11 protein-coding genes are annotated in these 13194 nt (G+C 53.3%); 10 read left to right on the plus strand and 1 reads right to left on the minus strand.

Annotated features, from left to right (window positions below):
- Positions 1–82: 82 nt before the first annotated feature.
- The 5 genes from RJD28_01010 (at position 83) to RJD28_01030 (ending at position 5732) form a co-directional block, all read left to right on the plus strand.
- Entirely contained in the window at positions 83–1774 is a 1692-nt protein-coding gene (locus RJD28_01010; GenBank protein WNV58177.1) for an ATPase, T2SS/T4P/T4SS family, read from the plus strand.
- A gap of 16 nt (positions 1775–1790) precedes the next feature.
- The gene (locus RJD28_01015) at positions 1791–2858 is read left to right on the plus strand and encodes a type IV pilus twitching motility protein PilT (protein WNV58178.1); all 1068 of its coding nucleotides are present in this window, start codon (positions 1791–1793) and stop codon (positions 2856–2858) included.
- Between the two features lie 29 nt (positions 2859–2887).
- Complete coding sequence (locus tag RJD28_01020) at positions 2888–4102, plus strand: type II secretion system F family protein (protein WNV58179.1); 1215 nt, start codon at positions 2888–2890, stop codon at positions 4100–4102.
- A gap of 349 nt (positions 4103–4451) precedes the next feature.
- Positions 4452–4904 carry a prepilin-type N-terminal cleavage/methylation domain-containing protein gene (locus tag RJD28_01025; GenBank protein ID WNV58180.1) on the plus strand — a complete coding sequence of 151 codons (453 nt, stop codon included), beginning with the start codon at positions 4452–4454 and terminating at the stop codon, positions 4902–4904.
- A 93-nt stretch (positions 4905–4997) separates the two neighbouring features.
- Positions 4998–5732, plus strand: coding sequence for a prepilin peptidase (locus RJD28_01030; protein ID WNV58181.1), 735 nt, complete (start codon positions 4998–5000; stop codon positions 5730–5732).
- 115 nt (positions 5733–5847) lie between these two features.
- Here the strand turns inward: RJD28_01030 and RJD28_01035 are convergent, their stop codons facing one another.
- Positions 5848–6036 (minus strand): hypothetical protein, encoded by a 189-nt coding sequence (locus RJD28_01035; GenBank protein WNV58182.1) that lies wholly within the window; start codon positions 6034–6036, stop codon positions 5848–5850.
- Between RJD28_01035 and pilM the strand changes: the two genes are divergently transcribed.
- The 5 genes from pilM to RJD28_01060 all read left to right on the plus strand — a co-directional run bounded on the left by pilM (position 6017) and on the right by RJD28_01060 (position 13185).
- Positions 6017–7639 carry a pilus assembly protein PilM gene (pilM, locus tag RJD28_01040; GenBank protein WNV58183.1) on the plus strand — a complete coding sequence of 541 codons (1623 nt, stop codon included), beginning with the start codon at positions 6017–6019 and terminating at the stop codon, positions 7637–7639. The genes RJD28_01035 and pilM overlap by 20 nt on opposite strands.
- Before the next feature lie 12 nt (positions 7640–7651).
- Positions 7652–8473, plus strand: a complete 822-nt coding sequence (locus tag RJD28_01045; protein WNV58184.1) for a hypothetical protein — start codon at positions 7652–7654, stop codon at positions 8471–8473.
- A gap of 85 nt (positions 8474–8558) precedes the next feature.
- The gene (locus tag RJD28_01050; protein WNV58185.1) at positions 8559–10139 is read left to right on the plus strand and encodes a prepilin-type N-terminal cleavage/methylation domain-containing protein; all 1581 of its coding nucleotides are present in this window, start codon (positions 8559–8561) and stop codon (positions 10137–10139) included.
- A complete protein-coding gene (locus tag RJD28_01055; GenBank protein ID WNV58186.1) occupies positions 10139–12562 on the plus strand; it encodes a hypothetical protein in 2424 nt (807 codons plus the stop codon). Before RJD28_01050 ends, RJD28_01055 begins: the two co-directional genes overlap by 1 nt.
- The gene (locus tag RJD28_01060) at positions 12562–13185 is read left to right on the plus strand and encodes a prepilin-type N-terminal cleavage/methylation domain-containing protein (GenBank protein ID WNV58187.1); all 624 of its coding nucleotides are present in this window, start codon (positions 12562–12564) and stop codon (positions 13183–13185) included. The genes RJD28_01055 and RJD28_01060 overlap by 1 nt, the downstream gene beginning before the upstream one ends.
- Positions 13186–13194: the final 9 nt, after the last annotated feature.

Genomic DNA, 13194 nt, shown 5'->3' on the forward strand with positions numbered 1-13194 from the left:
CTTTTTAAATGAGACCTGCCGCAGAAGGAATGTCCTGTATTGCAGCATTCTTTTTGGCGGGCAGGCAGAAGGAAGCGAAAAAATGGCTTTACGACGAGAGAGAATGCGTCTGGGTGACATTCTTGTCAAACAGCACGTGATCACAGAAGAACAGCTGAAACAGGCGCTGGATCTGCAGAAGGGAACGGGCAAGAAGATCGGTGAAGTGATGGTGGACAGTGGCATCATCACAGACGATATGATCGTCAATGCCCTTCACATGCAGCTGGGGCTGAAGATCGTGCGCCTCACCGGCGTGGTGATCCCCAGGGAAGTGCGGGATCTGGTCAATGTCAGCCTGTTGAAAAAATATGAGTGCATCCCCTTTGAGCTGGATGCCTATAATGCGAATATTTTACATCTGGCCATGGCAGACCCCATGGATATGGCGGCCATCGATGATATTTCCATCGTGACGAATCTGCAGATCGAGCCGTACATTGCTTCGGCGAAAGAGATTCGGGCGGCCATCGACCGGTGCTATGGAGCCATGGAGACCATGGACGCAGCCAACCGTTTTACAAGAGAGCGGGCCATGCTGCGGGGAGAGACCGACGAGATCGAGGAAGCCGATGTCAGTGACGCGCCTATCGTACAGCTGGTGCGTTCCCTCATCGAGCAGGCCATCCGACAGAGAGCCAGCGATATTCATATAGAAGCGCTGGAAGAGAAGGTGCGCGTCCGTTATCGAATCGACGGTGCCCTTTATGAAAAAATGGTATACGACAACAGTCTGCTTCCGGCCATTGCGACCCGTATCAAGATCATGGGCGGCATGGACATTTCCGAGAAGCGCAAACCCCAGGATGGCCGTATGACCGTGACGGTAGACCGGCAGGAGTACGACATCCGTATTTCTTCGATCCCCACGGTACACGGGGAGAAGATCGTGATGCGTCTTTCTTCCAAATTAAGCTTGACCCGGGAGAAAAAGCAGCTGGGCCTTTCCGAGGAGGAGCTGGCACATTTTGATCATATGATGTCCAGCCCTTACGGCATTATTTTCGTCACGGGCCCGACCGGAAGCGGTAAATCCACGACGCTGTACACAGCGCTCAGTGAATTAAATAAAGAAGCGGTCAACATTGTCACTGTCGAAGACCCGGTAGAGGCGGACATTGACGGCATCAACCAGATTCAGGTCAACCCCAAGGTGGATCTGACATTTGCGTCTGCTCTTCGTTCCATCCTCCGTCAGGACCCGGATATCATCATGATCGGTGAGATCCGTGACCAGGAGACGGCGTCCATTGCTGTGCAGGCGTCCATCACCGGCCATCTGGTGGTGTCCACCATGCATACGAACAATGCCGTGGGAACGCTGAACCGTATCGCGGACATGGGCATTGAGCGGTATCTGGTGGCCGATTCCATGATCGGTGTCATCGCCCAGCGTCTGGTGCGGAAGCTTTGTCCCCATTGCCGGAAAAAACGGCTGGCAACGGTGGAGGAAAAGCGGCTGCTGCGGGTGGCGCCGGAGGCGGAGACGGAAGTGTATGAGCCGGTTGGCTGTAATTTCTGCAATCACACCGGTTACTTTGGCCGGATAGGTGTCTTTGAGATCATGGAAGTCAATGAGGAGATCCGTACCCTCATCAGTACCAATGCCGGGACGGAGGAGCTGATCGCCGCTGCCAAGCGCAATGGCATGCGTACCCTGCGGGAAAACGGCATCCGCTATGTGCTGGACGGCACTACGTCCATGGACGAGATGCTGAAAGCTTCTTACGAATAGGAAAGAAAGATACAATATGTACATATTAGATGATATTTTGAAACAATCGGTATCCGCAGGCGCTTCCGACATTCATTTCAGTGTGGGACGCCCGCCCTATTACCGGATTGACGGTGTGCTCTCCCCTGCGGGGGAGGAACCGCTGATGCCCCGGGAGCTGAGCGATCTGCTTCTTGGCATTCTGGACGAGGCACACCGGCAGGAACTGGGACAGACCGGACAGACAGACTTGGCCTACGCCATTTCGGGCGTCGGTCGGTTTCGTGTGAACATTTTCCGGCAGAGGGGAACGTACGCGGCGGCCATGCGCTGTCTGCCTTTTACGATCCCTGACGCGGACAGTTTGCACATTCCGCCCCAGGTACAGGGGCTGACGGAGAAGCGGCGGGGGCTGGTTCTCGTGACCGGGCCCACCGGAAGCGGCAAGTCTACCACGCTGGCTTCCCTGGTGGACATCATCAACCGGAATTATCCGTATCACATCATCACGCTGGAAGATCCCATCGAGTATCTGCACAGACACCAGAAGTCCATCGTCAACCAGCGGGAGATCGGCAGTGATTCCCAGAACTACGCCCAGGCACTGCGGGCGGCTCTCCGGGAAGACCCCGATGTGATCCTGGTGGGAGAGATGCGTGACCTGGAGACCATTTCCACGGCGCTGACAGCGGCGGAGACCGGCCATCTGGTATTTTCCACGCTGCATACCATCGGCGCGGCCAAGACCATTGACCGGATCATCGATGTATTCCCGCCGGATCAGCAGCAGCAGGTGCGGATCCAGCTGGCGTCCGTATTGGAGTGCGTCATTTCCCAGCAGCTCCTTCCGAAGGCAGACGGCCATGGCCGGAGAGCGGCGCTGGAGATTCTGTTTGCCAATCCCGCTGTGCGGAATCTGATCCGGGAAAATAAATCCTTCCAGATCACGTCCTTCATGCAGACCGGGCGAAAATACGGTATGCAGACCATGGACGATGCCATTTATGACCTGTTTCTGGGCAGGGAGGTGGACGCGGAGACTGCGATCTCCTATGCGCAGGATCCGGTGGCCATGACTGAAAAGGTAGATTTTAAAGAATTTTGATAGATATTTTACAGAAAGGGCGGTAAAACATGCCGGGATTTTCTTATGTGGCAGTCGATCAGACTGGCAGAGAAACAAAGGGCAGTATGGATGCCGAGAACCGGGAACGGGCGGCGGAGCAGATCCGCAAAAGCGGCCTGGTGCCCCTGTCCATCAAGGAACAGGGCGTCCTGAACAAAGAAATAGATTTTTCTCTGGGCAGAAAAGTAAAGCCCAGGGATCTGAGTGTGTTCTGCCGTCAGTTCGTCAGTATCACCCAGGCAGGCGTGCCCATGAAGGAAGCGCTGCAGATGCTGGCGGAGCAGACAGAAAACAAATGGCTGAAACGGGCGATCTTCGATGTGCTGACCAACGTGGAGAAGGGTAATACCCTGGCGGATTCCATGATGGCTTATCAGGATATTTTTCCGGGCATCATGGTGAGCATGGTGCGGGCCGGAGAGTCCTCCGGTAACCTGGAGATGGCGTTTTCCCGTATGGCCGTACATTTTGAAAAGCAGGCCAAGTTAAAGGCCACCATCCGCAAGGCCACCATTTATCCGATCATTCTGATCTGTGCGGCCATCGGTGTGGTAGCGGTGATGCTGCTGTTTGTCATTCCCATCTTCATCGACATGTTTGCCGATCTGGATGTGGAAATGCCGGCGCTGACCATGGCGGTCATGAACACCAGTGAATGGACGGCGTCCCACTGGTACGTCATCCTCATTGTCATTGTGGCGGTGGTGGCTGCCTACCATGCATTCTACCGTACCGACGACGGGCGGCGGATCATCGACGAGATCAAGATGCACATGCCGCTGTTCGGTAAGCTGACGGTGAAATCCGCCTGCGCGGAATTTGCCCGTACCATGAGCACCCTGCTGGCGGCAGGCCTGTCCACGGTAAGCTGTCTGGACATTGTATCCGGCATCATCAAAAACATTCATTATGTCAACGCGCTGCAGAAGGCAAAGGAAGAGATCATGAAGGGTATCCCGCTCTCCGAACCGCTGCAAAGCTCCGGCATCTTTCCGCCCATGGTTTATCACATGACCGGCATCGGTGAAGAGACCGGTAACATCGAGGACATGCTGTCCAAGCTGGCCGACTACTACGACGAGGAAGTGGAGATCACCACCCAGAGTATCCTGGCGGCTATGGAACCGCTGATCATCGTTTTTATGGCAGTCATTGTCGGTACGCTGGTGATTGCCGTTATCCTGCCCATCGGTGCCATGTATGAGGGACTGGATAAGCTATAGCACAAGTTCAGCCATGGTTTGGAATCGGGCTGCGTTCGTGCTCGCACGAAAAGCAGACGATGACAAAGCATGAGGTGAGCGCCAGATTATGAGCAAAAAGAGCTGCGAAGCAGCGGGAAGCGCTGGAAGCGCGTTTTGCGAATGGCGCGTCTGAACTTCGTGCGAGACAGCCAGCCATGCGAATGGCGCGTCTGAATTTGTTACATACCCGCTCCTGCGATTGGGAACCGCATAAAAAGTTTCCGCACGCATTTATTTACGGATGTGCCGCGGCCTGATAGGGGGACTGCGATCATCATATACACTCTCGGTATATAGAGAAAAATGATCAAGAAGGAGATTGAAAAACATGTTTAAGTCACTGAAGAAGAAAAACAACAAAGGTTTTACTCTGGTAGAGCTGGTTATCGTAGTAGCAATCCTTGCTATCCTGGTAGGTATCCTGGCACCCCAGTATACCAAGTACGTGGAGAAGTCCAGAAAAGCTGCTGACGCAAGCAACCTGGAGAACCTGGTAACTGTAGTGAAGACTGCCGCAGCTGACAGTACAGATACGATTCCTGCTGATACCTATACAATTAGCATTGGAACTACAACAACGGTAACTGCTGGTCAGACTGCAAGCAAGACTGCAATTGAAGCAGCATTGACTGAGTTTGCTGGAGGAGACTGGGCTACTACAGCGCTTAAATCTAAAAAATGGAATCAGGATACTATTAGTGCAACAATTGTTGTTGATGATAATGGTGCTGTTACTGTTACATACAGCCCCGATACTCTCAAAAATACAGCTGGTAACTAATTCCGGCCACAGTTAATCTGTATCCCAACCCGCAAATTCAGGCACGAAAGAAAGGAATCCCCTATGCTTCTTTTCCTGGAAATGATTCCATACATGGTCATCTTCATATTCGGTATCGTCATCGGCAGCTTCTTAAATGTATGCATTTACAGAATGCCGTTGCACGAGTCCATCATCACCGCGCCTTCCCACTGCATGACCTGCGGCGGGAAGCTGCACTGGTATGATATGGTACCGGTATTCAGCTGGCTTTGTCTGAGAGGAAGATGCCGAAACTGCGGAACAAAGATTTCCGTACAGTACCCTGTGATTGAGGCACTTAACGGTGTTCTTTATGTGGTTGTATTTGCGGTCAATGGACTGAACGGCGTCAGCGGCCTGTACTGCCTGATGGCATCAGCGCTGCTGACGCTCAGTCTGATTGACTGGAGAACGTATGAGATTCCATTGCCCATCAATGGTGTCCTGTTCGTTCTTGGCATTGTGGAAACCGGACTGGATAGCGCCCACATTTTGTCCCATGTCATCGGCGCACTGTGCGTCAGCCTGGTGCTGGAGCTGATTTTTATCATCAGCGGCGGTCGGGCCATCGGCGGCGGGGATGTGAAGCTTATGGCAGCCTGCGGGCTGATCCTGGGCTGGAAGCGCATCATCCTGGCCTTTGTACTGGGCTGTATCATCGGTTCGGTGGTACATCTCATCCGCATCCGTGTCAGCGGTGCAGGTCATATGCTGGCCATGGGTCCTTATCTGTCGGCAGGGATATTCCTGGCGGCACTGTGGGGGGAACAGTGGATCAATTGGTATATGAGCATCTGCGGACTGTAGGCAGATGCGTAACGGAAACAAAGAGGAAGGTTCCGTTATGAAACTATGTCTTTCGGAAGAAATGCCGGAAGGTATATTTTTGTAACTGAACGTGATGATACCAGGGGCGAAAGGCCTACATCCACGCGAGTTTACTCGTAAGTGGATGAAAGGCTTTGAGACCCGCCACGACATGAGCATAAAAGTGGGATGTTAATCCCACGATATGCGAATGTTGGGGAGAATTGTGGGAGTGCGTAGCACGGAACAATTCGTAGGTATCATAGATAATGGAGGAATGATCAGTGGGAAGATTTATCGGCATTGAGATAGATTCCGCCAGACTTCGGGTGGCGGAGATTGAAGAAAACGGAAAGAAACAGCGGATGCTCCAGTGTTTCAGCTTCCCTGTGCCCCAGGGCATGGTGGAGGACGGTGAGATCCGTGACACGGGAAATGTGGCAGATCTGCTGCTGGATGGCCTGGAAGCCCATAACATCCGGACGAAGAAGGTGTTTTTTGTGGCAGGCTCTTCCCGGATTGCCAACCGGCGTCTGAAGATCCCCATGGTAAAGAAAAAACAGATCCAGTCTCTGCTGGAGGAGAACAGCAGCGAGTATTTTCCGATCGATCTGTCCAAATATGTGCTTTCCTATACGATCATGCGAGAGATCACAGAGCCTGCAGAGGGCAACAAACCGGCGGTTCGTCAGTATGTGCTCATGGCCTGTGCGGCCCCCAAGAGCATTTCCACCTCCTGCCGGGAGACAGCGGAGCTGGCAGGGCTGACCATGATCGGCATCGGATACACCGGTGACAGTGTATACCAGGCCGTGAAAGAAAAATATGCTTCCGGTGTCCATCTGCTGGCCAAGATCGAGATGGATCACTCTACCATCAGCATCATCCGGGACGGCGATCTGGCATTGCAGCGGACAGTCAGCTACGGCGTGGACGGCGCATTGGATGCCATGATGCAGGCGTCGGCCTTCGGAGAATTCCGGGATGAGTGGAGAGCTTACGAGCGTCTGCGCAGCAAGACATGTATCAACAGCCGCCTGGAAGAGACGGAAACGCCGCCGGACACAGATCCGGCACTGGCAGAAGCGCGGGCAGATGTGACGGAAAGCTTTCGGTACCTGATCGGAAATATTTCCCGTATCATGGACTACTATATTTCCCGTAATCCGGGTGTGACCTTTGATTCTGTGGATTGCTGCGGACTGGGCGCCGGGGTTAAGGGACTGGCCAAGCTGTTCAGCTATGAGCTCACCCAGCAGGTAACGGTGCTGAATAAGCTGGATGGCTACCCGGAACCGAAACTGGAAGGAAAGGACAGCCTGTATCTGTATCTGTCCCTGGCTATGCCTTCGATTTCCGGCATCAACCTGATGGAGAAAATTTCCAAAAAGGAGCAGAAGGATCGGGATTCCTTAAGCGGAGCGCGGCTGATTTTTGTGGTCGGAACGGCGGCGGGGCTGCTTTTGCTGGCAGTGGGACTGGGCAGCGTGATTTACCAGAGGGCGGCGAAAGCCAGCCTGGAGAGCCGGATCGCTTCCAAACATGAGGTACAGGATATTTTTGATGCCTATACGGCAGCCAAAAATAAAGCAGACAGCTATGACCGTCTGTATGCTTACACCGAGACCCCCAATGAGAACCTGCGGGCATTTTTGGAGGAAATGGAGCAGAAGATGCCATCCAGCGTGGTGCTTGGCAGCTTCACGGCTACAGGCACGGATGTGACCTTCCAGCTGTATGCGGCAGATAAAGAGGAAGCGGCGCAGGCCCTGATCCAGATGCGCACCTTTGAAAGCCTGGATACGGTGAGCACATCGGGACTGGAGGAAATGGAGAACGGCGAGGTGACCATGACGGTGGTGTGCACGTATGCAGAACCGGCGGTATTGGATAAGACTTCGAACTAAGGAGCGCGAAAGATGAGCCTGATAAAGACAAATATATCAACAAGAGATAAAAAACTGATCCTGATGTTCTCAGGCGTTGCCATCTTTGCCCTGGGATATTTTGTGGCGTTTCGCCCGCTCATGAGCAAAGCGGATGAGATGAAGACGGCCAACGAACCGCTGGAAGCCAAGCTGGCCCAGCTGGAAGAGATTGAGGAAAATAAAGATTACTATATTTCGGAAACTGAGAATTATAACCAGAAGGTAACGGATTATACGGTCATGTTCCCGGCAGATGTGAAAGAAGAGGATGCCATCATCCTGGCCCGGGACATGGAGCAGAAGACAGGTATCCGGGCATTCCAGCTGGATATCTCGCCCCAGGAGCTGACCTCTTCCCTGACGCTGGATGATTATGATGAGGACTTCAATGAGATCGAGCAGGAGACAGATGTGCAGCAGCTGGTGGCAGACAGCAGCGGGATGGAGCTCTACCGGATGCGCAATTCCTTTGATTTCAACGGTACCTATGATGCGGTGAAAAATGTCATTGATGCGCTGATGCAGGATGGCAGGCGGATGACCGTTGACAGCCTGGACATTGATTTTTCCGCCTCCACCGGAGACGTGGGCGGCACCATGGTTGTCAATATGTATTCCATGACAGGAACCGGCCGGGAATACACGGCACCGGATACCGGCGTAACAAGAATGGGAAGCAGCAACCTGTTCGGCACGATTTCTTCCGCAGTGGGAGCGGATGCGGCAGAGGAACAGGACGGCACCGGCGCGGATAACAGCGCGGATGCGGGAACCGCAGGCAATGCGGACAATACAGATCATACAGCACAGTAGTAACAGTAGAGGGGAGTGGTTTTGGAGCCCCTCTATCTGTGCTTTTCGGAAGATGCAAAAAGAGAGGGAAAGGAGGGGACAGCCGGTGGACAGAAAATCAAATAATCGTGGTTTCAGCCTTCTGGAGCTGATCATTGCAGTGAGTATTTTTGCCATTGCGGCAGCCATCCTTCTTCAGGCATTTGTGACCTCCGGCAGGATCAACCGCAAGTCAGGGGTCTACCTGGACGCGTCCACAGCAGCCCAGAATGTGATGGAGGAAATCAAGTCAAAGCCTTTTGAGGAGGTTGCGCTGGCTTTTGATTATCCGGTGGATGCGGTGAACGGTGGTCTGCGGCTGGGATTCCTGGCGGATCAGCAGAACCGGTATACAAATGGGGACCTGACCATCAGAGAGGCCTTGAAAGACGGGGACACCTACCGGGATGTCCGTCTGTACCATCCGGCGGATCAGGATACTTCGCTGGTGACTGCCTCTATCATTTCTGAGGATAACGGAAAGACGTGGACTTTCAACCCGCGTACCACGGGAAAAAACAAGTCTCGCTATTATTTTGAGATCGCGGGGCTGCAGAGCGGTTCGGAAGAATTTGACGCACTGGTGACCTTTGACGGCAGCACGGATTCCGGCTACAGTACAAAGACGGCCAGCAAGGCGGGAACCGGGAAAAATGATTATGAGGTGCCCAATATTTCCCATCTGGACACAAAGACCAATGCGTTTCTCATCATGCCCATGAACTGGGATGAGACGGCCATGGAAACCATTGCTTCCCTGCAGCTGGAACAGGCCAGAAAACGCTGGACAGAGGAAAATGGATCGGCGACAGAAGAACCGCAGCGTCTGGATCCGTCTGATATTTATCAGCAGACGAAGCGGACACTGTATATCAAGGTAGAGGAAAGCGGCGGCACCATCAAGGCAGAAGCCAAGTATACGCTGAATACCAACAGCTATGTGAAAACAGGCGGCGGCAAATATGCGCGGATGGATATCTGCCCCTGTAACGGCAGGGCAGATGGCCAGAACGGCTGTTTTTGCACTTATGAGAGTGCTTACATGCCGTTTTACAGTTCCGAGGCAGGCAGTGAGCTAAAGAATCTGTTTGTATTTTATTATCCGAACTATGCGTCCACCAGCTCGGCGCATCCACTGGATGAGATTGTGTTTGAAAATACATCCAACTATCCGCTGCAGCTGTACGTGACCAAACAGCGGCCGGAGAATCAGGATGGCCAGGGAGGAAACACATCCCTTCCCACGGCTGCCCAGGAACAGAGATATCATATGGCACTGACGGTGAAGGAGAACCCGTCGGCGCTGGGACAGTCAAACTGGAATACCAATCCCAGCCTGTACCGGGCAAAAACGGTGCTGCGCACCAATCTGGATACGAACATCAGCAATACCGCTGATGTGCTGAACCGTACAGCGGTCAACCAGATGAAGCTGGTCTACCAGGCTGTGTCGGGCACAGGCACCAATGAAAAAAGAGTAAGCGGCAGAAGTGCCAAACAGGTGCTTTCTGTCAATGGACTGGATGACAGAGAACAGGCGGACCGGATCTATACCGCCCGGGTAGAGATTTACCGGGCCGGTGCGGCAGCCCGGAATTTTCCGGAGAGTGAACGGCTTGTGGTTCTGGAGGGAGCGAAAGAGAACTGATGCGGAAGGATAAACAACAGTTTTTTGAAAAAAAGGACAGCGGTTTTTCGCTGATCACGGTGATGGTATCGGTATCCTTTATTGCCATCATGGGATTGCTGGTGCTGTATCTTTCGCTGAACAATTTTCAGATGAAACACACCGACATCAAGGGAAAAGACAGCTTCTATACGGCGGAGCAGGCGCTGGAGGAGATCCGGCTGGGACTGCAGCAGGATGTGGGAGATGCTATGTCCCGGGCATATATTAAAGTTATGGAGACGTATAACCGGGAGTCTTCCACAGATGCTGTACTGGATGAGGTGCGGCAGCAGGATTTTGAGGCGGAATTCCTGGCACAGATACAGAAATTGCTGCGGGGCGGGGAGGATGACAATTCTCCCACACTGAAGAAGGGATATTATTCTCTCAGCCATTTGAAGGATTATCTGGATCTGCCCCATAACAGCGCCTTTGATCCGGAAAAAGAGACGCTGCTTGTAACAACCCCCGCCTCTTCCGGCGGCTACAGCAGAGAGCCTCTGATGGAAGTGGCAACGACGGCACAGGCAACGCGCCAGAATTTGACGGCGGGCATTTTGCTGCGGAACCTGAAGGTGGTCTATGTGGATCCCCAGGGGCTGGCTTCTATCATTGAGACAGATATCGCACTGGGCATTCCGAAGGTGCAGTTTCCGACACCGTCCACGCTGCCTGACCTGATGAATATGATCATTGTGGCCAATGGCGGCATCATATGCCAGGGAAAAAAGGGCGCACAGACAACCATTTCCGGCAGCATTTATGCAGGAACCATCACAGGGGAGACTGCACTGGCCAAAGAACCGGACACCTCCCTCTGGCTGCAGCCGGATGCCGATCTTGCCATCACGGCCGGAGACAAGGTGGTGACGGAGAATGAGATCCGCGCGGATAAGGGCAGCAGTTTTGCTGCCCGGACCGGTGTGAACCTCTGGGCAAAAGGGCTTCGTCTGTCCAGCGCCAGCGTACAGCTGCTGGGAACTACTTATTTTGCAGACGACCTGACGGTGGAACGGGGAACAGGAAGCACAGTGACGATCCAGGGCGAGTATTACGGATATGGGTATCCCACCACTGCCCGGGCGGACAGCAGCCGGAATAAGAACCGGTACGACAAACTTTCTGATGCGGATGTGAGCAGCGCCATCATTGTCAATGGCAGAGATACCACGCTGGACCTGTCCGGTGTGCAGAAAATGCTGCTGGCAGGACGCAGTTACGTGTCATCTTCTGCGTACAGCAGCGCCAACCGGCAGAATGCGGACGTGATGACCGGTGACAGCATCACGGTAAAGGGAACCCAGCTGGCGTACCTGGTGCCGTCTGCTTTGCTGAAAACAGCAGGGGTAACTGCCGGAAATCCCATGAGCTACCAGGAATATCAGAACAGCGGCCTGTCCGGGAAAGACGAGACAGATATGGTGTACTGGGATGCACCGGTGAGCGCCTGGGGCGGCCAGACCTTAAGAGAGATCGGTGTGGACAGCGCCAAGCCCATCCAGACAGTTTTTTATAATGATAATGGCGGTTATGTTTATTTTTATCTGAATTTTACCGATGATCAGGCAGCATCGGATTTTATGCAGCAGTATTACGGACAAAATGCATCCCAGAAGGCGAAGATGGATCGCTATCTGTCCTTTTACTTCGGGGAAAATGCCGGGGTGACAGTGAAGGATCCGGACAGCTACCTGCGTTATGTGACCAATGGAAACGTGCTGACCTATGACGGAAACCATGCAGAAGGAAATCTTCTGGATGCCACAGATGCAGCAGGCAGCGATAAGCTGACCCAGGAGGAAATCAATCTGCAGAACAGCTGGTATGCGTTGAACCGCAAGATGATCACCAGCGCGGACCTGCTCAATGGCGCGGTGGATGAGGGCAATGGCAGATCCCATGATGAGACGGATGAGAGCCAGAGCGTGTTTGATAATCTGGTCAACGAGGCACAGATGAAAAAATTCCTGTCAGACAGGGAACCGGTCAGCCGGGTGTACACCTTTACCGCATCTGCAGACAATGGCGGTCTGCAGGCCATGTTCTGTGACAACAGCCAGACGCTGAAGATCAACCAGGCAATGGCAGACAAGCTTCGCCTTGTGATCACCACGGGAGATGTGCAGATCGGAGAAAATGTACAGTTCAAGGGGATCATTATGGCAAAAGGCCGGATTACCCTTTGTGCCGGTGCGCAGCTGGAATCCGCACCGCTGGAGGCGGCCCGGGTGTTCCAGGGGGTTATGACCGATCAGGATGCGACGGTTTCTCCCAGAGATTTCTTCTGGGAAGGCGATAAATATGTGCTGGGCAACAGTACCTCTGCCGGGGATGACAGCCAGAATGCGGATGTATATGATCTGGCAGATTATGTGAGCTATAAAAACTGGAGAAAAGAGTAGTGGCAGTGAGAAAACACATGGAAACGGAGAAAAAGAATAAAGGCTATACGCTCATTGAGCTGGTGATCGTGGTGGCGATCTTTACGATATTGCTGGGCATTCTGTCCCCGTCCCTGAATGCCATTCCTTATTTTCGGATGCGCCGGGCGGCAGGCTCTGTCAATGAGGCGCTGAAACGGACGAAAACAGAGGCGATGAACCGGCTGGTGGGAGAGATGAAGCTGGAGTGGAAGGAAAACGACGGCTATTACATCAGCTATTATCTTGACCGGGGGAAAGTCGGCGGCACGTCCCATGTGCAGCAGGATCAGCCGGAGAAAATCGCTCCGGCCAACCTGACCATTACCTATACGGATAATCGGGGAACCTATGATTTGAAAACATTACCCAGCCATTCTCTGATTCTTACCTATGACCGGGCCAGCGGCGCATTTCTTCCCATTCAGTCTCAGGTCGTTACCCAGGAACTGATCCTGTCGGATCTGGAGGCGGGAAAGGATGTTACGTTTTACCCCATCGGACGGAATCAGTACTGCCAGAAGATCACGGTTACCGCTGGGAATCACAGCCGGTCGGTGGTGCTGAACCAGAAGGCGGGCACCTGTCAGCTGGTCAATGAGTAAAAACAGATA

The organism is Oscillospiraceae bacterium NTUH-002-81 (assembly GCA_032620915.1).
Taxonomy (GTDB): Bacteria; Bacillota; Clostridia; order Lachnospirales; family Lachnospiraceae; genus JAGTTR01.

Bases quoted from the DNA above. Each gene is read 5' to 3' on its own strand.
- RJD28_01010 (WNV58177.1), top strand. From the start codon at position 83: ATGGCTTTACGACGAGAGAGAATGCGTCTGGGTGACATTCTTGTCAAA.
- RJD28_01015 (WNV58178.1), top strand. From the start codon at position 1,791: ATGTACATATTAGATGATATTTTGAAACAATCGGTATCCGCAGGCGCT.
- RJD28_01020 (WNV58179.1), top strand. From the start codon at position 2,888: ATGCCGGGATTTTCTTATGTGGCAGTCGATCAGACTGGCAGAGAAACA.
- RJD28_01025 (WNV58180.1), top strand. From the start codon at position 4,452: ATGTTTAAGTCACTGAAGAAGAAAAACAACAAAGGTTTTACTCTGGTA.
- RJD28_01030 (WNV58181.1), top strand. From the start codon at position 4,998: ATGGTCATCTTCATATTCGGTATCGTCATCGGCAGCTTCTTAAATGTA.
- RJD28_01035 (WNV58182.1), bottom strand. From the start codon at position 6,036: ATGCCGATAAATCTTCCCACTGATCATTCCTCCATTATCTATGATACC.
- RJD28_01045 (WNV58184.1), top strand. From the start codon at position 7,652: ATGAGCCTGATAAAGACAAATATATCAACAAGAGATAAAAAACTGATC.
- RJD28_01055 (WNV58186.1), top strand. From the start codon at position 10,139: ATGCGGAAGGATAAACAACAGTTTTTTGAAAAAAAGGACAGCGGTTTT.